This window comes from Pseudomonas sp. H1_G08 (genome assembly GCF_054681355.1).
Map to the genome: position 1 here is coordinate 1,551,806 of NZ_CP162822.1, position 25,937 is coordinate 1,577,742.

Sequence of the window (25,937 nt, forward strand, 5' to 3'; positions counted from 1 at the left end):
CGCTCAAGGTACTGCTGACCATGAATTATCAGTTGAACTTTGCCGCCGTGTGGCGCGATTTCGACACCTTGCTGGCAGGGCTCGGGCTGGGCTTGCAGCTGGCGCTGGTGTCGATCGCCATCGGCTGCGTGATCGGCCTGCTGATGGCGTTTGCATTGCTCTCCAAACATCGCGCCTTGCGGGTGCTGGCCTCGGTGTACGTCACGGTGGTGCGCAACACGCCAATCCTGGTGTTGATTCTGTTGATCTACTTCGCACTGCCCAGCCTTGGCATTCGTCTGGACAAGATTCCTTCGTTCATCATCACGCTGTCGCTGTATGCCGGCGCGTACCTGACCGAAGTCTTCCGTGGCGGCTTGTTGAGCATTCCCAAAGGTCAGCGCGAAGCCGGGCTGGCAATCGGTCTCGGTGAATGGCAGGTCAAGGCTTACGTCACCGTGCCGGTGATGCTGCGCAATGTGCTGCCGGCGCTGTCGAACAACTTCATTTCGCTGTTCAAGGACACCTCGCTGGCGGCTGCGATTGCGGTGCCGGAGCTGACCTATTACGCGCGCAAGATCAACGTCGAGAGCTACCGGGTGATCGAAACCTGGCTGGTGACCACGGCGTTGTATGTCGCGGCCTGTTACCTCATTGCCATGCTGCTGCGTTACCTCGAGCAGCGTCTGGCGATCCGCCGATAGGAGGCTGCGATGTACCAATCCCCCAGTTGGTTGCATGAATTGTGGCTCGCGCGCGAGCCGTTGTGGCAGGGCTTTCTGACCAGTGTGCAGGTCTCGGCGCTGGCCATTGTGCTGGGCACGCTGCTTGGTGTGGTCGCCGGCCTGGTCCTGACTTACGGCAGATTCTGGATGCGCGCGCCGTTTCGGCTGTACGTCGATCTGATTCGCGGCACGCCGGTGTTTGTATTGGTGCTGGCCTGCTTTTATATGGCGCCGGCGCTCGGTTGGCAGATCAGCGCGTTTCAGGCCGGAGCCTTGGGCCTGACGCTGTTCTGCGGCTCGCACGTCGCCGAAATCGTGCGCGGCGCCTTGCAAGCCCTGCCGCGCGGGCAGATGGAGGCGGGCAAAGCCATCGGCCTGACGTTCTACCAATCCCTCGGCTACGTGCTGTTGCCTCAGGCGCTGCGGCAGATCCTGCCGACCTGGGTCAATTCGTCGACCGAAATCGTCAAGGCTTCGACCTTGCTCTCGGTGATCGGCGTCGCCGAATTGCTGCTCAGCACGCAACAGATCATCGCCCGGAACTTCATGACCCTGGAGTTCTACCTGTTCGCCGGTTTTCTGTTCTTCGTCATCAACTACGGCATCGAATTACTCGGCCGGCACATTGAAAAGCGGGTGGCCTTGCCATGACTCAAGCTCAAGTTGCTTCACAGAATCAGGCGCTGCTGGATATTCGCGGCCTGCACAAACAGTACGGCGCGGTGGAAGTGCTCAAGGGTGTCGACCTGAGCATGCAGCGCGGCAACGTCGTTACGCTGATCGGCTCCAGTGGCTCGGGCAAAACCACGCTGCTGCGTTGCGTGAACATGCTCGAAGAGTTTCAGGGCGGGCAGATTCTGCTCGACGGCGAATCCATCGGCTATGACGAGGTCAACGGTAAACGCGTACGTCACCCGGAAAAGGTCATTGCCCGCCATCGCGCGATGACCGGCATGGCGTTCCAGCAATTCAACCTGTTTCCGCACCTGACCGCGTTGCAGAACGTCACCTTGGGCCTGCTCAAGGTGAAGAAGATGCACAAGGACGAAGCCGTGGTGCTTGCCGAAAAATGGTTGGAGCGTGTCGGCCTGCTGGAGCGGCGCAATCACTTTCCCGGTCAGTTGTCCGGCGGTCAGCAACAGCGCGTAGCGATTGCCCGGGCGATTGCGATGAACCCGAGCCTGATGCTCTTTGACGAAGTCACCTCGGCCCTCGACCCGGAACTGGTTGGCGAGGTGCTCAACGTGATCAAGGGGCTGGCCGAGGACGGCATGACCATGTTGCTGGTGACCCACGAAATGCGTTTCGCTTTCGAGGTCTCGGACAAAATCGTATTCATGAATCAGGGGCGAATCGAAGAGCAGGGGCCTCCCAAGGAGCTGTTCGAACGCCCGCAATCGCCGCGTCTGGCGGAATTTCTCAAAAGCACGCGGTTTTGAATCTGTACTTTTGCAATCAGGAGAAACACCCATGAGCATTACGCGTTACGGCACCGGCAGCACCGCCGCCGGCGGCCAGCCTCGTCCATTCGCCCGCGCAGTCGAAGCGGATGGCTGGCTGCATGTGTCCGGCCAGGTACCGGCGGTGGATGGCGAGATCATCGTCGGCGGCATCGTCGAACAGACCCACCAGACCATGAAGAACCTGATCGCCATTCTCGAGGAGGCTGGTTATGGCCTTGAAGATGTGGTCCGCGCTGGCGTCTGGCTGGACGATCCACGGGATTTCAGCAGTTTCAACAAGGTCTTCGCCGAGTATTTCAAACCCGAACACGCCCCGGCGCGGGCCTGTGTGCAGGCGAGCATGATGGTTGATTGCAAGGTTGAGATCGACTGCATTGCCTACAAGAAGAAGGCCTGAAACAAGTGCAGCCCTCTTCGCGAGCAGGCTCGCTCCCACATTTGGAATGCGTTTTCCTGTGGGAGCGAGCCTGCTCGCGAAAGCGATGTAACAGGCGACACTGGACTCTCGGTAAACTCCCGGCGACTTTGAATGGAAACCACTGACATGACCGAAGACACCATCAAGCGCCGGGCACGTGGTCTGGACCGGGCGTTCGATATCCTCGATTTTCTCAAGGAAATCGGCCAGCCCCTGCGCCCCAATGACATCGCCAACGGCATCGGCGGCCCGAAATCCACGGTCTACGAGCTGGTCGCATCCTTGCTGGAGCGGCGGATTCTCGAGCCGGTGGGCAAGGACGGCCACGTCTATCTCGGCCGCCAGTTGTACTTCCTCGGCCAAGCGCATCTGCGCCATTTCGACCTCAGCCGCGAGGCCGATCACGCCTTGCAGGAGATCGTCAGCCAGACCCGCGAAACTGCGCAGATGTGCCTGCTCAACGGGCGCAAATACACGGTGGCGTTGATGAAGGAGGGCGAGCGGCATTTCCGCATCTCATCGGATATCGGCGAAAACGCGCCGATCCCTTGGACCGCCTCCGGGCGCCTGCTGCTCGCGCATTTAAGCGATCAGCAGATCATCGACCTGATCGACGAGGACGACTACATCCTGCCCGACGGCGAACGCCTGCCGCTGGAACGCTTTCTGGCGGAGATTCGTCAGGCTGGCCTCGATGGCTTCTTCTCCTTCGACAGCGTCGCCGACACGTTCACCCATTGCTTCGCCGCGCCGGTGAAAGACCCGCAAGGCGTGGCCATTTGCACGTTGTGCATCGTCGCCCCACGCGCCGATGCAAAAAACAATTACAACGACTATCGCCGGGTGCTGATCGAGAGCGCCAACAGCCTCGCCCGGCGGATCAACGAATAACCGCGGCTGCCTGCGGCCGCGACTGTGAGGACTGGACCATGACCACTGCCATCAACTCTGCCGTAGAAAAAGGCGACGCCGCCATCGGCGCGCAACTGACCCGCGACGTCAGCCTGCCGGCGTTGGTGCTGCACCGCGAGGCGCTGGAGCACAACATTCGCTGGATGCAGAAATTTGTCAGCGACAGCGGCGCCGAACTCGCGCCCCACGGCAAAACCAGCATGACCCCGGCACTGTTCAAGCGACAGCTCGACGCCGGCGCCTGGGGCATCACCCTCGCCAGCGCCACCCAGACCCGCGCCGCTTATGCTCACGGCGTACGTCGGGTGTTGATGGCCAATCAATTGGTCGGCACGCCTAACATGGCGTTGATTGCCGATCTGCTCGCCGATCCGACGTTCGATTTCTATTGCATGGTCGATCACCCGGACAACGTCGCCGACCTCGGGGCTTACTTCGCTTCCCGTGGGGTCAAGCTCAACGTGATGATCGAATATGGCGTGGTCGGCGGGCGCTGCGGGTGCCGCAGCGAGCAGGAAGTCATCGAGCTGGCCAAGGCCATCGATGCGCAACCGGCGCTGGCACTGACCGGCATTGAAGGTTACGAAGGCGTGATTCATGGCGATCATGCGGTCAGTGGCATTCGCCAGTTCGCTGCGTCGCTGGTGCGCCTGGCGGTGCAGCTGCAGGACAGCGGCGCTTTCGCCATTGCCAAACCGATCATCACCGCATCGGGTTCAGCCTGGTATGACCTGATCGCCGAATCCTTCGAAACCCAGAACGCCGCTGGCCGCTTCCTCAGTGTGTTGCGCCCGGGCAGTTATGTCGCGCACGACCACGGCATCTACAAAGAGGCGCAGTGCTGCGTGCTCGACCGTCGCAGCGATCTGCACGAAGGCCTGCGCCCGGCGCTGGAAGTCTGGGCTCATGTGCAGTCGCTGCCGGAACCGGGTTTCGCGGTGATCGCTCTGGGCAAGCGCGACGTCGCATTCGACGCCGGTTTGCCGGTGCCGTTGTTGCGCTACAAGGCCGGTGTGGTGCCGGCGACAGGTGATGATATCGGTGCGTGCAAGGTCACGGCGGTGATGGATCAGCATGCGTTCATGACCGTGGCGCCGGGTGTAGAACTGCGGGTCGGCGACATCATTTCCTTTGGTACTTCGCATCCGTGCCTGACGTTTGACAAATGGCGTGTTGGGTTGCTGGTGGATGAGCAGTTGGCGGTTATCGAGACCATGGAGACTTGTTTCTAAGGCTTGAGACCGAGGCGCGGCCAATCGCTGGCAAGCCAGCTCCCACAGGGCCGGAGGTGATTACCCAATTTATGTTCACCTTGACTTTGTGGGAGCTGGCTTGCCAGCGATGACGCCCCAACAGCCACCACCGAACGACCAGAGACCTTACCAGATGACCACGCTCAGCCCTCTGGGGCCCTACACCCCACGCATCGCCCTGATCGGCGAATGCATGATCGAACTGCAACAACGTGCCGACGGCAGTCTGCAGCAAAGCTTCGGTGGCGATACCCTCAATACGGCCGTGTACCTGTCCCGCGCCCTGGGCGACAAGGCGCAAGTCGACTACGTCACCGCGCTGGGCGATGACAGTTTCAGTGATGCAATGTGCCAGATCTGGCGCAGCGAAGGCATCGGCCTCGATCTGGTGCAGCGCTTGCCTGGTCGGCTTCCCGGTTTGTACTGCATCCAGACCGATGCGAACGGCGAGCGACGTTTCCTGTACTGGCGCAACGAAGCGGCGGTACGCGATTGCTTCACTACCCCTGCGGCCGAGCCGATTCTCGCGGCCTTGCCGGACTACGACGTGCTGTATTTCAGCGGGATCACCCTCGCCGTACTTGGCATGCAAGGCCGTGCCCGCCTGATCAAGACGTTGAGCGAAGCCCGGCAGCGCGATGCGCGCATCGTGTTTGACAACAACTACCGCCCACGCTTGTGGGCTTCTGTGGAAGAGGCGCGGGCGGCGTATCGCAGCGTCTTGCCTTATGTCGATCTGGCGTTGCTCACCGTGGATGACGAACAGGCGTTGTTCGGGTTTGCCGATTGCGCTGAGGTGTTTGCGACGTATGCGCAGATTGGCACGCCAGAAGTGGTGCTCAAGCGTGGCGCGGAGGCGTGCCTGATTCGTTGTCAGGGGGAGGCGTTTGAGGTGCCGGCGCAAAAGGTCGACAAGGTTGTCGACACCACGGCGGCGGGGGATTCGTTCAGTGCGGCATATCTGGCCCGGCGCTTGCTCGGCGGCAGCCCGGCAGAGGCGGCCCAAGCGGGACATGAATTGGCCAGTCAGGTGATACAGGTGCCAGGGGCGCTGATCCCCAGGTAGTCAGAGAATGGCCGCTTGCTGCGCAATCGGTTCGCGAGCAGGCTCGCTCCCACAATGAAAATCCGGTCGAAATGTGGGAGCGAGCCTGCTCGCGAAGAAGCTCGACAGCCAGCCGATCAATCCCGATAAAACACCTGCACCAGGTGATAACCAAACTTGCTCTTGATCGGTCCATGCACGGTGCGCAGTGGTTTCTTGAAAATCACCGCATCAATCGCGCCGACCATCTGTCCTGGACGTACTTCGCCCAGATCACCGCCGCGTTTGCCGGACGGGCAGGTGGAAAACTTCTTCGCCAGCACATCGAATGCTTCGCCCTTGGCGATGCGCTGTTTGAGTTGTTCGGCCTCTTCGGCGGTTTTCACCAGAATGTGGCGGGCTTGGGCTTTCATCGTGCAATACCTGATAACGGGGTGACAGCGGGGCGCGCGATTATGCCTCAAGTCACGGGGTCGGGTTGCTCAACTTGCGAATCTTGCTCGCCAACACTTCCAGGACAAAAGGCTTGGCGACCATGTCCATGCCCTCTTCAAGAAAGCCCTGGCGCTCGGCAGCAATCTGCGCGTAACCGGTCATGAACAGCACTTTAAGGCCGGGACGATGCTGGCGCGCAATTTCCGCCAACTGGCGACCGTTCATGCCGGGCAGCCCGACATCGGTGACCAGTAGATCGACACGTTGCGCGGACTCGAACAAGGGCAGGGCGATTTTGGCGTTTGCCGCTTCGAAGGTTTTATAGCCCAGCTCCCTCAGCAGATCGAGCACCAGCATGCGCACCGCCGCGTCATCCTCGACCACGATTGCGGTTTCGCCAGAAGATGAAGCAGCAATCGGTTCGGCTTTCTTCACAGATGAGGTTTCCGGCGCCGGCTCAAGCAAGCGCGGCAAGTACAGGCGCACGCAAGTACCTTGCCCCGGTACGCTGTCGAGGCTGACGTGACCACCGGACTGCTGGGCGAAACCGTAGATCATCGACAGCCCGAGCCCGGTGCCCTGGCCGATCGGCTTGGTGGTGAAGAACGGATCGAACGCTTTGGAGCGAATTGACGGAGTCATGCCGGTGCCGTTATCGCTGACCGCGAGCATGACGTATTCCCCGGCCTTGACCGGTTCGAGAATGGTGATGTCGCTGCTGTCGAGGTAGACGTTGGCAGTCTGGATCAGCAACGTGCCGCCTTCGGGCATCGCGTCGCGGGCGTTGATCACCAGATTGAGCAAGGCATTTTCCAGCTGGCTGACGTCGGTGCTCACCGGCCAAACGTCTTCGGGCAGGCGCAGTTGCAGATCGATCGGATCTCCTTTGGTGCGACGGATCAGATCTTCCAGCGAGTGCACCAGCTCATTGACGTTCAGTTGCTTGCGGTCCAGCGACTGGCGCCGCGAGAACGCCAGCAAGCGATGCGTGAGCGCCGCCGCGCGATTGGCCGATGACACGGCCGCTTCGGTAAAACGGCCGATCTCGTCGGCACGACCATTGGCGATGTAGCGCTGCATCAAGTCCAGACTGCCGATAATGCCGGTGAGCATGTTGTTGAAGTCGTGGGCGATGCCACCCGTGAGCTGGCCGACGGCTTCCATCTTCTGCGCATGGCGCAAGGCATCTTCGGCGCGCTCGCGTTCGAACATCTCGTTCTGCAAACGCTCGTTGGCCTGAGCCAGTTGCTCGGTGCGCGCGCTGACCCGCTCTTCGAGGGTTTCGTTGAGATTACGCAGGGCTTCTTCGGTTTTCTTGCGCTCGGTCTCGTCGATGACAAAGATGTAGAAGCCGTTCACTGCACCGTCCGCACCATGTCGCGGCAGATAATTCATGAGGGCATGACGGGTGCTGCCGTCGCGGTGGGGGGTATAGAAACTGAAGGAACAGGCGCGCCCGGCCAGCGCTTCGGCGATGTACGGTGCGCGCAGGAAATACGCCTCTTCGCCGATGACTTCGCGAATCTTGCGCCCGTACAACTCTTGCGGTGTGAGGCCGTACCAGTCGAGATACGCTGCGTTGTTCAAGCGAAAACGTTCTTCGGCGTCGACATAGCTGATCAGGATCGGCATGGCGTTGATGATCAACTGCAATTCGGTCTGGCTCTGACGCAGCGCTTGTTCGGTGTGTTTGCGTTCGGTCAGGTCCAGCGCCGCGCCGAGAAAGCGCATCGGCCGACCATGATGATCCTTGTAGCAACGCCCCCGCGCGAACACCCAGCGCAGCGTGCCATCGGCCTGCAACAAGCGATATTCCTCAGCGTACTCGGTGCCGTGGGTGATGCAGTGCTTGATGCCGCGCGCAACCATTGCGCGGTCTTCGGGGTGCACCCCGTGCATATATTCGCTGATCGGCAATTGCCCGGCCTTGCTCGGATCAACGCCATGCAGTTCGGCAAAATGCGCATCGGCAATGAATCGGTCTTCGCCAATGTCCCAGTCCCACGTTCCGACGGCGTCGGCGGCGGCGAGGGCCAGTTGCAGACGCTCTTCGGACTGGCGCTGAGCCTTGAGGCTTTCCTCGGAACGGCGCTGCAATTCCAGGGCAATGCGGCGGCGCTCGTTGGTCTCAATGGCAGTGATCAGAATTCCGGCGACCTGTGCGGTTTCATCGCGAATCGGACTGTAGGTCAGATCCAGCCAGAAATCGGTTTTTTTGCCGTCGCGCTGCACGCTGAAACGTTGCTCGCTGAAGCTGCGCACCTGGCCCTGCAGCACCGCTTGGTATATCGGCTCGGCAAAATCCCGTACTTCCGGCCAGATCTCATGCGTTGGCTGGCCGAAGGCTTCGGGATGCTTGCTGCCGGCGAGCAGGGCAAAGCCATTGTTGTAGATCTGCGTGAGTTGCGGCCCCCACAACAGCAGCATCGGCATCGGCGAATGAATCACGATGTCCACCGCTGTGCGCAGACTCTGCGGCCAGGTACCGGCGGCGCCCAGCGGACTGCGGCTCCAGTCGGTGCGGGCGATCAGGGCCTGGGCGTCATCGGTGGTGGGTACAGCATTCATGTTTCAATCCTGAGCGTGGTTCGGTGAGACGGGGTCTATCATTGTTGCAGGAGCCGCGCCAAGCGTAGGCCAAATCTGCTCATTCAATGCTTCGCGGGTGCTTTCAGCCATGGAAATCGATGCACTGTTGTCAACATTGTCGCAAAAAAACGGTTCGGATCTCTTCCTTTCCACCGGCGCACCACCGAGCGCTCGCATTGATGGTGTGCTGACGGCGCTGAGCGATCAGCCATTCAAACCTGGCGAAACCGCGGCCATCGCCACCTCCCTGATGGACGCCGAGCAGCGCCGGGAGTTCGACCGGGATCTTGAAATGAACCTGGCAATCTCCCGAACGGGCGTCGGCCGGTTCCGGGTGAACATTTTCAAGCAGCGCAATGACGTTTCGATCGTTATCCGCAACGTCAAGCTCGACATCCCACGGTTCGAAGACTTGAAACTGCCGCCGGTGTTGCTGGAAACGGTGATGCTCAAACGTGGCCTGATTCTTTTTGTCGGCGCTACCAGTTCGGGCAAGTCGACCTCCCTGGCGGCGCTCATCGATCATCGCAACCGTCACAGTGCCGGACACATTGTTACCATCGAAGACCCGATCGAATATATCCATCGGCACAAGCGCTCGATCATCAATCAGCGTGAGGTTGGCGTCGATACGCGCAGCTTTCATGCTGCACTGAAGAACACTTTACGCCAGGCACCGGACGTCGTCCTGATTGGTGAGATCCGTGACCGCGAAACCATGGAGCACGCGCTCTCGTTTGCCGATACAGGGCATCTGGTGTTGTCGACATTACATGCGACCAACGCCAATCAGGCGCTGGATCGCATCATCAATATGTTTCCCGAGGAGAAGCGCGAGCAGCTGTTGCAGACATTGGGCAACAACCTGAAAGCCTTTGTCTCGCAGCGCTTGGTACGCACTGTCGACGGCCAGCGCAGGGCGGCCGTGGAAGTGTTATTAGGTACGCCGACTGTCGCTGATGCGCTCCGTCGCAATGAGTTGGCTGAGTTGAAAAGTATCATGGAGAAATCCGAAGACTCAGGCATGCAGACATTCGATGCTGCACTGTTACAGTTAGTCCTTGCGCGTGTTATTACAGTAGAAGAAGCTTTGAAAAACGCGGATTCGACAAACAACTTACGGTTAGGCATCAAGCTTAAACTTGATTCTCCAATCAACGAAAAAGCATCGACAGGGGATTGGGGGTTGGTGGAGTAAGTTGTCGTGTCTGTAGGCGGCTGAGCGGTCAGGTGATAGATGTTTGAAATCTAGACTAATACTTGGTTAGTTGTGGTTTCGCCTGTTTTTATTAGATTTGCGATCTCGATAGCAAGTCCATGTAAATAAACAGGTCAATAAAATGAAAAATCGATGTGGTGCAGGTGCTCTTTCCAAATTGAGCGCTGCCGATAATGTGCGTTGTTCTGCCGCAGATGAATTAGAGCGAATGGCACTTCTAGGTCAGTTGAAAAGATTTCTTGTCGAAGCTCCGGAAGACGTTGCACGGGATATTTCAAACGATGACCAAAAGATCATCTGGCTCTCGCCTGAATCCTCTTTTGGACGTTTACAGAAACCGGCCAGCGAGATGCTTCAGGATCTGATGAGCTTACTCGGTTCCGGCACCTACAGTAGAGTTACGTCTTCGGGTGAAATTCACATATACGTTACTCATGAAGGGTGGATGGATGTATCGGATAACGTCAAGAGTAATCCCGGCGCGAATGAGAAGTTCGAGAAGTTAGTTGCTATTGCAGCAGGTCTTGGTGGATTCGTTCACCTTGATAACGCAGTGCTGTTGTCGCAGTGGTTGCGTTTTCACGGGTTCAACGTGCCGGATGACAGAGAAAAACTAGAAAGCTTGATTGGCTTTTTGGAGTGGAAGTGGCCTGAAGGAGATGATTTTGGTAATTACTGGGGGCAGATAACTGGGCTAAATGATACGTCGATCACCTTGACACCACAGCAGTGTGCAGAGATTCGCGCAGTGACGAGTAAACTTTTCCCTGCGAATGAGAATCTACTTAACACAATCTTCAGAAGCGTCAGACCGTATAACGTTACTACCGTTAATTGGGACAGCGCTAACGAGGTCGTTGCAATGCTGGTTCGTCATCCAGCGTCGCAGAAAATTGCCAAGGAATACGTCATTGCACTGGACTGGTGGGGGGCGAAGGATTCCGAGGAAATCAGTAGTGACGATCTAGCTCAGGTATTGCTCACCGCAATAATTTTGCAGTTGGATTCATCCATAGGCGTTACTGGCAAGCGCAACTGCATCGGAACCTTTGATATATACGATTCGAGCACCATGGCTGATAGGCCGTTATATGCCATACGTGAAAATTTTGAGGCTTACCTTGTAGCAAAGGGCCATTCGCACTCGATTATTCCTCTCGCTTCCCACCTGCTCCTGGCTCATGTAGCGCCTTGTCTCCTGGTTAAAAATCTGCCCCAAGAGCTTCACGCTGGCTCGATCGGCTGGGTGACGTTTTGCCAGGCGGTGAGCTTTATCGAGATCAATTGTCGAGGCGTCTCTCGCTTCATGACATATGAACAAGTCATGAAGTTTGCAAGCATGGAAACGGTCAGCCCGGTACTGGGGGAGCTGCAAGGTATTACTGCGATCGACCCTATCATTGACTGGGCATTGATGAATGAAGTCATCACTCATGAGCAACTGAGCACGTCTGCTCTTACAGCAGCTCAAGACGCTTTGAATGCGTATAAAACGCACGTGGATGATATTGTTTTGGGAATCAAGGCATTTGGGGCGGCTCCGCCCAATCGGAAACGACTGGCGATGACTGCATTGAAGCAGGCGGTTGCTGATTTTGATGTTATTGAACAACCTCTTTTGCGTCCTGAGACTTATTCTGCAATGAGAGTGTCGATGCTTGATCTTCATATCGAAGGGTTGCTGGCGTCCGGAACATGGGATTGGAATAAAGAGCCCGGCATTTTCGATAAGTATCCGCAGCTTTTGGCCTTGCCTGCCATCAAACCAGCATTCGAAGCTGAGCTCGTTAGCTATCACTGCAATATTCATAAGGCGATGGCTTCAAACATAAAGCTGGCGATAGCAGGAATGCCTCGAGCCGATCGAGATATCTTTGCCTCAAGCAAGATCACGTTTTTTACTGTACGTCCTTCGGTTGCAGAGATTTACTATCCGTCATCGGCTAATTATAACTTGGTCGGCGCGGGTAATCAGCCGCCCAAAAATATCGAAGTTCAGCTCAAGAAAGACCAGGCGGTGGGGCGGTTCGGCGTAATTATGATAGCTTCCTTCGGGAATAATCAGACTTTATGCTATGAAATGTTTACCTTGCTGGGGGAGTGCAGAAGAAACGATGAGCTAGGCAAATTGATTGTTTATACCCAAAAAATGAACATGCCTGGAAGGGTTGAATATACAGGGAAGCCCAATGATGCATTTTTCCCTTTGCCCCCCACGCATAACGTTCCAACTGATTTCGATAGCTACATTGTCGGAAAAAAACCGTCGCCGAATGCCTCTGGGATTATGGTTATAGAGAAACTTGGCACTGTTATGGCTCCGACTTCTGCGTCGCGGGTCGTTCGTAATCATTATCAATTTTTCGTAAATGAGCATATCGAAAATATTGCCCAATTTGTTGTGAAGAACAGACCTTTGGGCAGCCTCCAGGATTTCAGGGAAGTCTTCACCGAATACACTGATAAAGAGCGTGCGGAGAACACTTATAACGAGGTGCTGACGTATATCATTGACCTGTGTGTCCCGTTCAAGAAATGTATCGAAGACTTGGCTTCCGGAAATAGAAATCAGGTGGTTGACGGAATTTACGCGTGCACGATGGATGCTATCGGTATTTTCTTCACTGTACTGGGTGCCCCGGCTAAAATTCTGCATATCGCAGCCAAAACAGTTTCGTTAACGGCAAAAATCGGCAGCCTCGTCAGGTTTGGCATTTCTCTGACAGTCTCGACTTTCAATCCGATTGATGGATTGCCAACTGCTGGATACCAAGCGTCGAAAGCATTGTTCAAAAGCGTCATGCATTTGGGCGCGTCGGGCGCAAAAGTCGTGGAATCTGCCGTTGTCCAGATGAGCAGACTGACCGGTACGGCGCGGGAATTTCACAAGCTGGCGAATGCTACCGATGTTGGTTTCGGGAGGTGGCGCCCGCTTGGAAGCACCGCGTCTTCTTTCAATGTCTGTGCCATCAAGAAAAGCAGTGAGTGGTACGCGGCCAATCGGCTAGGTAAGCCGTGGGGAAAACGACTCGTCAATTTCGACCTGCAAGAGAAGTTTAGTCTGCCATTACTGCAGAAACCGGTTCCGGGTGTTTTTACAGCTCACATTCTCGAGCGCAGTCTGCCACTGGCCCGTTTCAAAATAGACAGCGCAATTGAAGTGCTGGGCGCGCCGGCGCTGAATTTCAAAACCGACCCCGCGATTGGATTGTTTTTTGGCAGTACCGCGGCGGCGCGTGACGAATTGTCCAATCTGCTAAGCGCCATCAGGCTGGATTTCGGCGGAACGTCCGCCAGTAATTTCCTGTTGGATAGCCTGAAACTAGATGATGGCGTCATTGAGGTAAATCCATTCGATTACAGCAAATGGAAGAGCGCAGGAGCTACAGATAAAAAGCGTGTTCAGTACATGACGGTCAATACACGTAACTTCAACCAGCGATTCAGCCTGACAGGTTACGGCGAAATCGCTGATGACCTCATCCACGAAATGATTCGGGTCAACCCCGCCAAGACCAGTCTGATCACTGCCGAGGGGGCGACCCGAGATGGTAAGGTCGGTTTGGATGTGGCGCCTTTACTAAACTTGGCAAAGGGACGCTTGCCCCGGTCTGAGCCTATCACTGGCAGTTTTCACGAAAGTGCTCAAGCGCTCCTCAATGCAGACTCGCTGATGCTCGTTATTGCCTTGCTCAGTTTGTTGAAAACAAACGAAGCGTTGTTTTCGCTGAATCTCAGCATCATGCGCGCAGCGATCGAAGCCAGTGGAGATCAGCCCCTCACCGGTGAAGTTGTAATACAGCTGAATTGAGGCTGCGCCAGACGAAATTCAGTGTTGAATAACTTCGTTCATGGCCAGTTCGCGCCGATCCCGAAACTGCTCCAGCGCTTCGGGATTGGCCAGTGCGTCGGTATTTTTCACTGGCCTCCCATGCACGACATCGCGCACCGCCAGCTCTACGACTTTGCCGCTGATGGTGCGCGGTATATCGGTTACTGCGACGATGCGTGCGGGAACATGCCTGGGTGTGGTATTGGCGCGGATCACTTCGCGGATTCGCTGTTCAAGCCCTTCATCCAGCTCGACGCCGTCGCGCAAACGCACGAACAACACGACGCGCACATCCTCCTGCCATTGCTGACCGATGGCGACGCAGTCCAGCACTTCACTGATTTTCTCGACCTGCCGATAAATCTCCGCCGTGCCGATGCGCACGCCGCCCGGATTCAACACCGCATCCGAACGGCCATGGATCATCATTGCGCCATCGGACAATTGCTCGGCGTAATCACCCTGCGCCCATACACCGGGGAACTGGCTGAAATAAGACTGGTGCAGTTTTGAGCCGTCGGGGTCATTCCACAAGCCGATCGGCATCGCCGGGAAGTGCCGCGTGCAGACCAGTTCACCTTTCTCACCGATCACCGGCTGGCCAGCGTCGTTCCACACCTCGACGGCCATGCCCAGGCTCTTGCCCATGATTTCTCCGCGACGTACCGCTGACAGCGGATTGCCATTGACGAAGCACGAAACGATGTCGGTGCCACCGGACATCGAGGCCAGACACACCTCGGTTTTGAAGTCGCGATAAACGAAATCGTAGCTTTGCGGTGACAAAGCCGAGCCTGTGCACAGCAGGGTTTTCAAACTGCTCAAATCATGGCTTTCCCGTGGCCTGGCGCCGCTGCTTTCCAGCGTCGCGAGGAATTTCGGACTGGTGCCAAACACGCTGATGCGTTCATCGTCGATCAGGTCGAGCAGGCGCTGGTGATTCGGGTGGAACGGCGAGCCGTCGTAGAGCACCACGGCGCTGCCCACTGCGAGTGCCGAGACCAGCCAGTTCCACATCATCCAGCCGCAGGTCGTGTAGTAGAACAAACGGTCACCGGGACTGAGATCGCAGTGCAGGCCGTGCTCTTTGACGTGTTGCAGCAGCACGCCGCCGGTGCTGTGGACGATGCATTTCGGCACGCCAGTGGTGCCGCTGGAGTACAGCACGTAGAGCGGATGATTGAACGGCACCGGGGTGAAATCCGGTTCACCGCCGGGTTGATAGAAGTCTTCCCAGAAGCAGACATCAGCGTGGGTTTGGTAATCCTCGATGCGCGCTTGCGGACGGGCGTACGGGACAATGATCAACTGCTGCAGCGACGGCAGCTGTGTCAGGATTTCGTTGAGCTTGGCGGTTTGATCCAAAGTTTTTCCAGCATATTGATAGCCGGCACAGGTGAGCAGCACTTTCGGTTCGATCTGGCCAAAGCGATCGATCACGCCGTGGGTGCCGAAGTCGGGCGACGAGCAGGACCAGATCGCACCGAGGCTGGTAGTGGCCAGCATCGCCACCAGGGTTTGCCAGGTGTTGGGCATGCACGCCGCCACGCGATCACCCCGGCCAACGCCCGCCGCGCGCAGGCTCGCCTGAAACCCGGCGACCTGTTCGGCCAGCTCGGCCCAGGTCAGTTGTTCGCGCTGACCATTCTCTGCAACTGCGATCACGGCCACGGCATCGTCGCGTCGGCGCAACAGGTGTTCGGCGAAGTTCAGGGTCGCGCCGGGGAACCACTCGGCGCTGGGCATTTCTGCACCTTCACGCAAGACGGCGTCGGGCTGAGTGTGGAAGCGGATGTCGAAGAAATCGACGATCGCCTGCCAGAACGCCGGGCGCTGATCGATGCTCCATTGGTGCAGGGCAGGGTAGCCGTCGAGCTTGAGCGAATGCCGCTGATTGATATCGCGCCGGAAGGCATCCATACGCGAACCGGCGATACGCTGGGTGTCGGGTTGCCAGAGAATGTCGGACATGGGCTTGCCTCTTCTTATCGGATTCGTACAGGCCAGGGAGATCATTCCCTGTGGGAGCGAGCCTGCTCGCGAAAGCGTTGTCTCAGTATCCCGAACTGTGTCTGATAAACCGCATTCGCGAGCAGGCTCGCTCCCACAATGGCCAGGTGTTTATTGCGCCAGCCAGCCACCATCAATGTTCCACGCCGCGCCGCGCACCTGGCTGCCGGCTTCGCTGCACAAGAACAGCACCAACTCACCCAGATGCTGCGGTGTGACGAACTCCAGCGAGGGCTGTTTTTCCGCCAGCAGATCATGCTGCGCCTGCTGCGGATCGACCCCCTTGGCCGCGCGATCGTCGATCTGCTTCTGCACCAGCGGCGTCAACACCCAGCCCGGACAGATCGCATTGCAAGTGACATTGCTGGTCGCGGTTTCCAGCCCGACCACTTTGGTCAGGCCGATCACGCCATGCTTGGCGGCGACGTACGCGGCTTTGCCGATGGAGCCGACCTGGCCGTGCACCGAGGCGATATTGATGATGCGCCCCCAGTTCTTGCGGCGCATGCCCGGCAGACTCAAACGGGTGCTGTGGAACACCGATGACAGGTTGATCGCAATGATCGAATTCCAGCGCTCAACCGGAAACTCTTCTACCGCCGCAACGTGCTGAATGCCAGCGTTGTTGACCAGAATGTCGACGCCGCCAAACTCGCGCTCGGCGTAGGCGACCATGTCGGCAATCTGCGCCGGGTCGCTGACATCGGCGGGATGATGGCCGACCTTGCCGCCGAACTGAGCGACTTCGGCGATCACCTTCGAAGCATCGCCGAAGCCATTGAGAATCAGGTTGGCGCCAGCTTTCGCGAGAGTCAGCGCGATGCCCAGGCCGATACCGCTGGTGGAGCCGGTCACCAAAGCTGTCTTGCCGGAAAGAGTGGTCATGAATACCTCACACAATACCAGTGGCGTAGAAAGTGCCGATCACCACGAAAACCGCCAGCGTCTTGATCAGCGTAATACAGAAAATGTCTTTATAGGCTTCGCGGTGGGTCAATCCGGTCACCGCCAGCAGGGTGATCACCGCGCCGTTGTGCGGCAGGGTGTCCATGCCGCCACTGGCCATCGCGGCCACGCGGTGCAGCACTTCCAGCGGGATATTCGCCGCGTGCGCCGCGCTGATGAACTGCTCGGACATCGCCGCCAGCGCAATGCTCATGCCGCCCGAGGCCGAACCGGTGATGCCGGCGAGCAGCGTCACGGTGATCGCTTCGTTGACCAACGGATTGGGAATCTGCTTGAGCCAGTCGGCCAGCACCAGAAAGCCCGGCAGCGAAGCGATTACCGCACCAAAGCCGTATTCAGACGCGGTGTTCATGGCCGCGAGCAACGCACCGCTGACCGCACTTTTGCTGCCTTCGGCGAGCTTGCTTTTAATCGCCTTAAAGCCGAACGCCAGCACCATGAGGATGCCGACCAGCAACGCCGCCTGCACCGCCCAGATCGCCGTGAGCTTGGCGATTTCGGTAGTGACCGGCGCGGCCATGCCCGGCAGTGCGAGGCTGTGGGTCTTGCCATACCACTGCGGAATCCATTGGGTGAACAGCAGGTTCATGATGCCCACGGCCAGCAATGGCGAAAGGGCAATCCACGGGTTGGGCAGTTTCAGGTCTTCGGCAGTTTCCGGTTCGTTGCGCAGTTCAGTGCCGTAGCCTTCGCCGGCACGTTGCGCCTTGTTGCGTTGGCGCTGCAGAAACAGCATGCCGGCGCAGAACACGAAGATCGTGCCGATCACACCCAGCCACGGCGCCGCCCATGCGGTGGTGTTGAAGAAGGTGCTGGGGATGATGTTCTGGATTTGCGGCGTGCCGGGCAGGGCGTCCATGGTGAACGAGAATGCACCGAGGGCAATGGTCGCCGGAATCAAACGCTTGGGGATATTGCTCTGGCGGAACATCTCCGCTGCAAACGGATAAACGGCGAAGACAACGACGAACAACGACACGCCGCCATAAGTGAGCAGGGCGCACACGAGCACGATCACCAGCATCGCTTGTTTGGTGCCAAGCAGGCGAATCGCAGCGGCGACGATCGAGCGCGAGAAACCGGACAGTTCGATGAGCTTGCCGAACACCGCGCCGAGCAGGAATACCGGGAAGTAGAGCTTGATGAAACCGACCATCTTGTCCATGAACACCCCGGTGAACGCGGGGGCAACGGCGGACGGATCGGTGAGCAGCACCGCGCCGAGGGCGGCGATCGGGGCGAAGAGGATGACGCTGTAGCCACGGTAAGCGGCGAGCATCAGCAGCGTCAGGGCTGCCAAGGCAATGATCACACTCATGGTGTGTCTCTCCAGATTGTTATTTTTGTGGGTGAAACGGGTGTGGAGAGGTGTTAGCGAGATTTGTGCCAATCTTCTAACTGTTTGAAATATAAGGAAATTAGATCTCGGTCGAGTTCTCGAAGCTGTTTTTGTCTCTTAGTTGAGATTTTCTTTGAATGGGCCGGAGCCTTCGCGAGCAGGCTCGCTCCCACATATGACATGCATTCCCCTGTGGGAGCGAGCCTGCTCGCGAAGCTTTTGTTTTGTCTTCATACAGAGATTCGATATCTCTTTATGTAGACTCGACAATCCCCAGCGCAGCCATTTTCTTGTACAGCGTCGACCGCCCCAGACCCAGCCGAACCGCAGCCTCCGGTACCTTCCCCGCGCATTGCGCCAGGGTCGATTCGATCAACTGCCGATCAAAGCGCGCCCGCGCCTGCGCGAATGTCTCCCGAGCCGATGCGTGCGTGCTCGGCTCGGACGTCCGCGCAACGGGAGTAAACGTGCCAATCGCCCCGCGAATATCCTGCTCGGTCAGCATGAGGTCATCACTGAGCAACGCCGCCCGCTCCAACACATTGCGCAACTCACGGATATTGCCCGGCCAGGCATGCTGGCCCAACAGCGCCAGCGCATCGCGGTGCAGTTCATGCTGGCTGCGCAGTTCTTCGAGAATCGCCTCGCTCAGCGCCGGCAGATCATCGAGACGTTCGCGCAGCGGCGGCACCAGGATCGGCAGGACATTGAGGCGGTAGTACAAATCGGCGCGAAATTCGCCGCGCTTGATCGCCGCCTGCAAATCCGTCGACGTCGCGGCGATTACCCGCACATCGCTCTGAATCACTTCATTGGAGCCGACCGGTTCGAACTCCTTTTCCTGCAACACGCGCAGCAGTTTGCTTTGCAGCGGTAGCGGCATATCGCCGATCTCGTCGAGAAACAGCGTGCCACCCTGAGCGATTTGTAATTTACCGGTGCGGCCCTTGCGGTCAGCGCCGGTGAAGGCGCCGGGTGCCGTGCCGAAAAATTCGGCTTCCAGCAGCGCCTCTGGAATTGCCGCGCTATTGATGCTGACGAAGGCTTTGTGTGCACGTGGCGAAGCGCTGTGAATGGCTTGTGCGAGTAACTCTTTGCCAGTGCCGGTTTCTCCCAGCAGCAACACGGGCGAATCAGCGCTGGCGCTTCGTCGCGCACGTCGTTTGACTTCGAGGCTGGCAGCGCTGGTACCGATGAAGTGGGCGAAGTTGTATTTGGTCTGCCGCGCACGCAGCAGCGAGCGGGTCGAGGCCAGTTCCTCCTGCATGCTCAGGTAACGCTTGAGCATCGGCGACAGCGTGCGCAACTCGTCGAACAGAGCGAAACCGATGGCGCCGATCACGCTGCCGGCGTCGTCGTGGATCGGCAGGCGCATCACCACCAGCGGCTCCTTTGGCGTGTCCTGCATGTCCAGCAGAATCGGCCGACCGGTGCGCACCACCTCGCGCAGCAGGCTGCCGGGGATCACGCTTTCGCAAGGCTTGCCGATAGCGCCTGCCGCCGATTCGAGACCAAAGCGCCGGGCATAGCGTTCGTTCATCCAGACGATGTTCGCATCGCGATCGACAATCACCGTGCCCTCACTGGATTGCTCGATGATCTCGAACAGCGAACGGATCGCCAGAGTGCGCACCCGTTGGTAGTCCTTGAGGCTTTCGGTGGTGTTCATTGAGGCTGATCCTGATTGTTTGTTGCTGGTACCGGTCCCTTCGCGAGCAGGCTCGCTCTCACAGGGGACTGCATTCCAATGTGGGAGCGAGCCTGCTCGCGAATGCCGCGCCGCGGATTTACAGAAAAAAACCTACCCCGGATGCGCCGCCGCCAACAGCTCTTTGGTGTAGGGATGTTGCGGGTTGTCAAACACGTCGTGACTGGCACCACGCTCTACCACCTGGCCGTCCTTGATCACGATCATGTCGTGTGCCAACGCGCGCACCACCGCCAGATCATGGCTGATAAACAGGTAGGTCAAACCGTATTTTTCCTGCAAATCACGGAGCAGGGCGACCACTTGTTTCTGTACGGTGCGATCGAGGGCCGAGGTCGGTTCATCGAGCAGGATCAGCGCCGGTTTCAGCACCAAGGCCCGGGCGATGGCAATGCGTTGGCGTTGGCCGCCGGAAAATTCATGCGGGTAGCGATGGCGGCTTTCCGGGTCGAGGCCGACTTCCTTGAGCACGCGAATCACTTGCTCATCGCACTCATTGGCCGTCGACTCGAAATGCACTTCGAGGCCTTCGCTGATGATCTGTGCCACCGACATGCGCGGGCTCAGGCTGCCAAACGGGTCCTGAAACACCACCTGCATCTGCCGCCGCCACGGCCGCAGCTGCTTTTGATTGAGGCCGTCCAGCGCTTCGCCCTGAAAGCGAATGCTGCCCTCGGAATCCAGCAAGCGCAGGATCGCCTGACCCAGCGTCGACTTGCCCGAACCGGATTCGCCAACAATGCCCAAGGTCTTGCCACGCTGAATATTCAGACTGATGCCATCGACTGCGCGCAGATACTGCTTGCGCCTGAACAGCCCGCCGCCGACCTGGAAATCGACGCGCAGGTCAGCGACTTCCAGTACATTTTCACGTTCGTCACGGGGCAGGGCTTCACCTTCCGGCTCAGCGTTCAACAGCACGCAGCTGTAAGAGTGTTTGGGTTCGGTGAACAGGGTTTCGCAGGGTGCCTGCTCGACGATCTCGCCAGCCTTCATCACACACACCCGCTGCGCGATGCTGCGCACCAGATTGAGATCGTGACTGATCAGCAGCAGCGACATGCCGAGCCGCTGTTGCAGGGACTTGAGCAGCAAGAGAATCTTGCGCTGCACGGTGACATCCAGTGCCGTTGTCGGCTCGTCGGCAATCAACAACTCCGGTTCGCAGGCCAGGGCCATGGCGATCATCACCCGTTGCCGTTGCCCGCCAGAGAGTTGATGCGGATAGGCTTTCAACCGTTCCTTGGGCTTTTGAATGCCGACCAGTCCGAGCAATTCGAGAATGCGCTGCTGCGCTTGCTTGCCGCCGAGGCCGCGGTGCAGCAACAGGGTCTCGCCGATCTGCTTTTCGATGGTGTGCAGCGGATTGAGCGAAGTCATCGGCTCCTGAAAGATCATCGCGATGCGATTGCCGCGCAGTTCTCGCAAGACCTTCGGATCAGCACCGAGCAACTCCTGCCCGCGATAGCGGATGCTGCCACGGGTTTGCGCCTCGCTCTCAGGCAGCAGTTGCAGGATCGAATGCGCGGTCACCGATTTCCCCGAGCCCGATTCGCCCACCAGAGCCAGGCACTCACCGGGGCGGATATCCAGGCACAGGTCACGCACCACAGTCTGACCATGGAAGGCGACATTGAGGTTGCGGATTTCAATCAGGTTTTCAGTCATGGTCACGCTTCAGGATCGAGGGTCAAAAGCGTCACGTAACGCTTCGCCGATGAATACCAACAAGGAGAGGATCAGCGCCAGGGTAAAGAACGCGGTCAACCCGAGCCACGGTGCTTGCAGGTTCTGCTTGCCCTGACCGATCAGTTCACCCAGCGAAGCGCTGCCGGCCGGCATGCCGAAGCCGAGGAAATCCAGCGCGGTCAGCGTCGAAATCGCTCCGGTCAGAATGAACGGCAGGTAACTCAGCGTCGCGTTCATTGCGTTGGGCAGAATGTGCCGGAAGATCACCTTGCGGTCAGTCAGGCCCAGGGCACGTGCGGCTTTGACGTATTCCAGATTGCGCCCGCGCAGGAACTCGGCGCGCACCACGTCCACCAGCGCCAACCAGGAAAACAGCGCCATGATCCCCAGCAGCCACCAGAAATTCGGCTCGACGAAACCGGAGAGGATGATCAGCAGATACAGCACCGGCAGCCCCGACCATACCTCCAGCACGCGTTGTCCGAGCAGGTCGACCCAGCCACCGTAATACCCCTGCAATGCGCCGGCGGCGATACCGATCAGCGCACTGACAAAAGTCAGCATCAGGGCAAACAGAATCGACACCCGAGCGCCAAAGATGACCCGCGCCAGCACATCGCGCGCCTGATCGTCGGTGCCCAGCCAGTTCACCGAAGTCGGCGGACTTGGCGCCGGTTTGTTCAGATCATAGTTGGGGGTGTCGTCGCTGAACGGAATCGGCGGGAACAGCAACCAGCCACCGTCCTTGCGTATCAGATTCTGCACGTACTCGCTGCGATAATCGGCCTGAAACGGCAGTTGCCCGCCGAACTCCTGTTCGGTATGGCGCTTGAACACCGGGAAGTACCACTGGCCCTGATAACTGACCATCAACGGTTTGTCGTTGGCGATCAACTCGCCACCCAGCGTCAGGATGAACAGGCCGATGAACAGCCACAGCGACCACCAGCCACGACGGTTTTTCTTGAAACGTTCGAAACGGCGACGACCCAAAGGCGAGAGCTTGAACATCAGGCATTCCTCGCGGCGAAGTCGATACGCGGGTCGACCAGGGTGTAGCACAGGTCGCCGATCAGTTTTATCAGCAGGCCGAACAGGGTGAAGATGAACAGTGAGCCGAACACCACCGGATAATCCCGCGATACCGCTGCTTCGTAACTCATGCGCCCAAGGCCATCGAGGGAGAAGATCACTTCGATCAGCAGTGAGCCGGCGAAGAACACACTGATGAACGCCTGAGGTATCCCCGAGACCACCAACAGCATGGCATTGCGAAACACGTGCCCGTACAGCACGCGGCGTTCGCTCAAGCCTTTGGCGCGGGCCGTTACTACGTACTGTCGGGTGATTTCATTGAGGAACGAGTTTTTTGTAAGGATCGTCAGCGTCGCGAATCCACCGATCACCAGCGCGGTGACCGGCAGCACCAGATGCCAGAAGTAATCGGCGATCTTGCCCAGTGTCGACAGCGATTCGAAGTTGTCCGACACCAGCCCGCGCACCGGAAACCAGTTCAGCGAAGTGCCGCCGGCGAATACGACGATCAGGAACATCGCGAACAGAAACGCCGGCATGGCGTAACCGATGATGATCGCCGTGCTGCTCCAGATATCGAAATGGCTGCCGTGGTGCACAGCCTTGCGGATGCCCAGCGGGATCGACACCAGATAGGTGATCAGCGTCGCCCACAGCCCGAGCGAAATGGTCACCGGCATCTTTTCCAGAATCAGGTCGGTGACTGTTGCACCACGGAAGAAGCTCTTGCCGAAGTCCAGTTGCGCGTAATTCTTCAGCATCAGCCACAGACGCTCGTGGGTCGGTTTGTCGAAACCGTACTGCTTTTCGATGTCCTTGATCAGTTGCGGGTCGAGGCCGCGGCTGGCGCGCGAAGCGTTGCTCGATGTCTCGCTGGCACCGCCGCCGACACTGGCGCCGCCAATGCCTTGCAGGTGGGCGATGGCTTGTTCGACCGGTCCGCCGGGCGCGGCCTGAACGATCACGAAATTGACCAGCAGGATGATCACCAGCGTCGGAATGATCAGCAGCAGGCGCCGCAGTATGTAACCCCACATCAGTGCGGCCCTCCGGGTCTGCTGCGACTGATTTTCTCGGCGGTCATTTGCTGATTGGTCAGCGGCGTGCGGCTGATTTCCCACCAGCTCTCGATGGCTTCGTCATTGCTCGCCTGCACCGTGGGAATGCCGAAGCGGTTCCACCAGACGGTCGAGGTGCCTGGCGGGTAGTAATTGGGAATCCAGTAGTAGTTCCATTGCAGCACCCGGTCCAGCGCATGGGCGTAATGCAGCATGTCTGATTGGGTCGAGGCGCGGATCAGGCCGTTGATCAAAGTGTCGACTGCCGGATTTTTCAGCACCATGTAGTTGTTTGCGCCCGGATCGTTGGCCGCTGCCGAGCCGAAGTAGTTGAGCAATTCCCCACCCGGAGAAGTGGTAACGGGATAGCCGGTGACGATCATGTCGTAGTCGCGGCTCATCAGGCGATTGACGTATTGCGAGGCGTCGATGCGGCGGATATTGAGCTCGATGCCGATCTGTTTCAGCGTGCGCTTGTAAGGCAACAGCAGGCGATCCATGCCATTCTGGCTGACCAGAAAAGTGAAGCTCAGCGGTTCGCCGGCGCTATTGACCAACTGGTCGCCATCCGGTTTCCAGCCGGCCTGCTCGAGCAGTTGCAGGGCTTGCAACTGCTTGTCACGGATGATGCCGCTGCCATCGGTCTTCGGCGCTTCGAAGACTTCAGTGAACACTTCTTCGGGAATCTGATCGCGCAGTGGTTCAAGGATTTTCAGTTCCTGTGCGTCGGGCAACTGTCGGGCGGCGAGGTCGGTGTTGGAGAAGTAACTCTGCTGGCGGATATAGACGTTACGCATCATCTGCCGGTTGCTCCATTCGAAATCCCAGAGCATCGCCAGTGCCTGGCGCACGCGGCGGTCCTGGAACATCGGCTTTTGCAGGTTGAACACGAAACCCTGGGCCGATTGCGGCGCTTCAGTGGCGAGGTGGGCCTTCTGCAAACGGCCATCGCTGAGGGCAGGGCTGTCGTAGCCGATCGAATAGCCGGTCGCGGAAAACTCGCGGTTGTAGTCATAGGCGCCACCACGCAGCACCTGGCGGGCGACATCGGTGTCGCCGAAGTACTCGATGCTGAAATGGTCGAAGTTGTACAGGCCGCGGCTGACCGGCAGGTCCTTGCCCCACCAGTCGCCATTGCGTTCGAACGTGATACTGCGCCCGGAGTCGACCTTGCCAATCCGGTACGGCCCGCTGCCCAGCGGCGGTTCATAACCACCGCCGCTGGCGAAATCGCGGCTCTTCCACCAGTGTTCGGGGAACACAGGCAGGGTCGCGATATCCAGGGGCAGGGTGCGGTTTTCGTTACTTTTGAAGTCGAAGCGCACGGTCAGCGGTGCCTCGATTTCGACGCCTTTGACGTCGGCAAACTGGGTGCGATAACGCAGGCTGCCTTGGGTCATCAGCAGGTTGTAGGTGTAGCGAACGTCTTCGGCAGTGATCGGTTTGCCATCGGCAAAGCGCGCCTTCGGGTTGATGAAGAAACGTAGCGAAAGACCGTCGTCCGAACGTTCCATCTTCTGCGCAACCAGACCATAGACGGTGTAAGGCTCGTCCAGCGAGCGTTGGGCCAGCGGCGAGTACAGCAGGCCGTCGATCTGCGTCACGCCGATGCCTTTGTCTATATAAGGCAGCAAATGGTCGAAGTGGCCGATCTCGATGGCCGAGCGCCGCATCGTCCCGCCCTTCGGCGCTTGCGGATTGGTGTAGTCGAAATGGCTGAAACCGGCGGGGTATTTGGCCGGTTCGCCGTAAACGGTCAGTGCGTGTTGCGGGGCAGCGTTCACGCCAGCGGCGCCAATGAGAAAGGCGAGGGCGGTGAGCATCAGTGTGGGAAAAACCAGTCGCATCGTCAGCCTTGGAACGCAAAATCGATAAGCGCAAGTTGTACGCGAGCCGCGCGCCACTCGCCAGCCGTATGTGTAACTGAAACACAACGGCCCACCAGAAGGCGGGCCGTTGTCAGCAATCGGACGACGAATCAGTCCTGACGGCTGGTGACTTCCAGCAGGTGATAACCGAACTGGGTTTTTACCGGGCCTTGCACGACGTTGATCGGCGCGCTGAATACCACGGTGTCGAATTCCTTGACCATCTGGCCTGGACCGAACGAGCCCAGATCGCCGCCCTGACGGCTGGACGGGCAGGTGGAGTTGGCTTTGGCGACTTCAGCGAAATCGGCGCCGGCTTCGATCTGAGCCTTGAGTTCGTTGCACTTGTCTTCGCTGGAAACCAGGATGTGGCGGGCAGTGGCTTTGGCCATGG

The 25,937-nt window shown here is 58.4% G+C and carries 20 protein-coding genes; 9 read left to right on the forward strand and 11 right to left on the reverse strand.

Going from position 1 to position 25,937, the window contains the following annotated elements:
• The first annotated feature begins 20 nt into the window (after nucleotides 1–20).
• The 7 genes from AB4N85_RS07010 to kdgK all read left to right on the forward strand — a co-directional run bounded on the left by AB4N85_RS07010 (nucleotide 21) and on the right by kdgK (nucleotide 5,816).
• Nucleotides 21–683 carry an amino acid ABC transporter permease gene (locus AB4N85_RS07010; protein ID WP_024012746.1) on the forward strand — a complete coding sequence of 221 codons (663 nt, stop codon included), beginning with the start codon at nucleotides 21–23 and terminating at the stop codon, nucleotides 681–683.
• A 9-nt stretch (nucleotides 684–692) separates the two neighbouring features.
• Nucleotides 693–1,355, forward strand: coding sequence for an amino acid ABC transporter permease (locus tag AB4N85_RS07015; protein ID WP_252869351.1), 663 nt, complete (start codon nucleotides 693–695; stop codon nucleotides 1,353–1,355).
• Entirely contained in the window at nucleotides 1,352–2,143 is a 792-nt protein-coding gene (locus AB4N85_RS07020; RefSeq protein ID WP_041478713.1) for an amino acid ABC transporter ATP-binding protein, read from the forward strand. The genes AB4N85_RS07015 and AB4N85_RS07020 overlap by 4 nt, the downstream gene beginning before the upstream one ends.
• A gap of 31 nt (nucleotides 2,144–2,174) precedes the next feature.
• Nucleotides 2,175–2,564, forward strand: a complete 390-nt coding sequence (locus AB4N85_RS07025; protein ID WP_016774497.1) for a RidA family protein — start codon at nucleotides 2,175–2,177, stop codon at nucleotides 2,562–2,564.
• A 147-nt stretch (nucleotides 2,565–2,711) separates the two neighbouring features.
• Nucleotides 2,712–3,476 (forward strand): IclR family transcriptional regulator, encoded by a 765-nt coding sequence (locus AB4N85_RS07030; protein WP_150635937.1) that lies wholly within the window; start codon nucleotides 2,712–2,714, stop codon nucleotides 3,474–3,476.
• Between the two features lie 38 nt (nucleotides 3,477–3,514).
• Nucleotides 3,515–4,729 carry an amino acid deaminase gene (locus AB4N85_RS07035; protein WP_252869352.1) on the forward strand — a complete coding sequence of 405 codons (1,215 nt, stop codon included), beginning with the start codon at nucleotides 3,515–3,517 and terminating at the stop codon, nucleotides 4,727–4,729.
• 154 nt (nucleotides 4,730–4,883) lie between these two features.
• Nucleotides 4,884–5,816: a 2-dehydro-3-deoxygluconokinase gene (gene kdgK, locus AB4N85_RS07040; protein WP_252869353.1), complete on the forward strand. Its 933-nt coding sequence runs from the start codon at nucleotides 4,884–4,886 to the stop codon at nucleotides 5,814–5,816.
• A 116-nt stretch (nucleotides 5,817–5,932) separates the two neighbouring features.
• Here kdgK and AB4N85_RS07045 read toward each other — a convergent pair whose 3' ends face one another.
• A complete protein-coding gene (locus AB4N85_RS07045) occupies nucleotides 5,933–6,208 on the reverse strand; it encodes a peptidylprolyl isomerase (protein WP_007912322.1) in 276 nt (91 codons plus the stop codon).
• A 52-nt stretch (nucleotides 6,209–6,260) separates the two neighbouring features.
• On the reverse strand, nucleotides 6,261–8,798 hold the full coding sequence (locus tag AB4N85_RS07050; protein ID WP_252869354.1) for a PAS domain-containing hybrid sensor histidine kinase/response regulator: 2,538 nt from the start codon (nucleotides 8,796–8,798) through the stop codon (nucleotides 6,261–6,263).
• 109 nt (nucleotides 8,799–8,907) lie between these two features.
• On the opposite strand from AB4N85_RS07050, the gene AB4N85_RS07055 reads away from it, so the two are divergent.
• The gene (locus tag AB4N85_RS07055; protein WP_056785248.1) at nucleotides 8,908–10,017 is read left to right on the forward strand and encodes a PilT/PilU family type 4a pilus ATPase; all 1,110 of its coding nucleotides are present in this window, start codon (nucleotides 8,908–8,910) and stop codon (nucleotides 10,015–10,017) included.
• A 142-nt stretch (nucleotides 10,018–10,159) separates the two neighbouring features.
• Entirely contained in the window at nucleotides 10,160–13,849 is a 3,690-nt protein-coding gene (locus AB4N85_RS07060) for a hypothetical protein (RefSeq protein ID WP_460067492.1), read from the forward strand.
• A gap of 18 nt (nucleotides 13,850–13,867) precedes the next feature.
• Here the strand turns inward: AB4N85_RS07060 and AB4N85_RS07065 are convergent, their stop codons facing one another.
• The 9 genes from AB4N85_RS07065 to AB4N85_RS07105 all read right to left on the reverse strand — a co-directional run bounded on the left by AB4N85_RS07065 (nucleotide 13,868) and on the right by AB4N85_RS07105 (nucleotide 25,935).
• A complete protein-coding gene (locus AB4N85_RS07065; RefSeq protein WP_252869356.1) occupies nucleotides 13,868–15,841 on the reverse strand; it encodes an acetoacetate--CoA ligase in 1,974 nt (657 codons plus the stop codon).
• Between the two features lie 150 nt (nucleotides 15,842–15,991).
• A complete protein-coding gene (gene hbdH / locus AB4N85_RS07070; RefSeq protein WP_252869357.1) occupies nucleotides 15,992–16,765 on the reverse strand; it encodes a 3-hydroxybutyrate dehydrogenase in 774 nt (257 codons plus the stop codon).
• A gap of 7 nt (nucleotides 16,766–16,772) precedes the next feature.
• A complete protein-coding gene (locus tag AB4N85_RS07075; protein ID WP_016774505.1) occupies nucleotides 16,773–18,164 on the reverse strand; it encodes a GntP family permease in 1,392 nt (463 codons plus the stop codon).
• 274 nt (nucleotides 18,165–18,438) lie between these two features.
• Nucleotides 18,439–19,854: a sigma-54 interaction domain-containing protein gene (locus AB4N85_RS07080; protein WP_252869358.1), complete on the reverse strand. Its 1,416-nt coding sequence runs from the start codon at nucleotides 19,852–19,854 to the stop codon at nucleotides 18,439–18,441.
• A 132-nt stretch (nucleotides 19,855–19,986) separates the two neighbouring features.
• Nucleotides 19,987–21,561, reverse strand: a complete 1,575-nt coding sequence (locus AB4N85_RS07085; protein WP_252869359.1) for an ABC transporter ATP-binding protein — start codon at nucleotides 21,559–21,561, stop codon at nucleotides 19,987–19,989.
• 9 nt (nucleotides 21,562–21,570) lie between these two features.
• A complete protein-coding gene (locus AB4N85_RS07090; RefSeq protein WP_041478730.1) occupies nucleotides 21,571–22,593 on the reverse strand; it encodes an ABC transporter permease in 1,023 nt (340 codons plus the stop codon).
• Nucleotides 22,593–23,654: a microcin C ABC transporter permease YejB gene (locus AB4N85_RS07095; protein ID WP_252869360.1), complete on the reverse strand. Its 1,062-nt coding sequence runs from the start codon at nucleotides 23,652–23,654 to the stop codon at nucleotides 22,593–22,595. Before AB4N85_RS07095 ends, AB4N85_RS07090 begins: the two co-directional genes overlap by 1 nt.
• Nucleotides 23,654–25,522, reverse strand: coding sequence for an extracellular solute-binding protein (locus AB4N85_RS07100; protein ID WP_252869361.1), 1,869 nt, complete (start codon nucleotides 25,520–25,522; stop codon nucleotides 23,654–23,656). Before AB4N85_RS07100 ends, AB4N85_RS07095 begins: the two co-directional genes overlap by 1 nt.
• 131 nt (nucleotides 25,523–25,653) lie before the next feature.
• Nucleotides 25,654–25,935 (reverse strand): peptidylprolyl isomerase, encoded by a 282-nt coding sequence (locus AB4N85_RS07105; protein ID WP_041478733.1) that lies wholly within the window; start codon nucleotides 25,933–25,935, stop codon nucleotides 25,654–25,656.
• Between the last annotated feature and the right edge of the window lie 2 nt (nucleotides 25,936–25,937).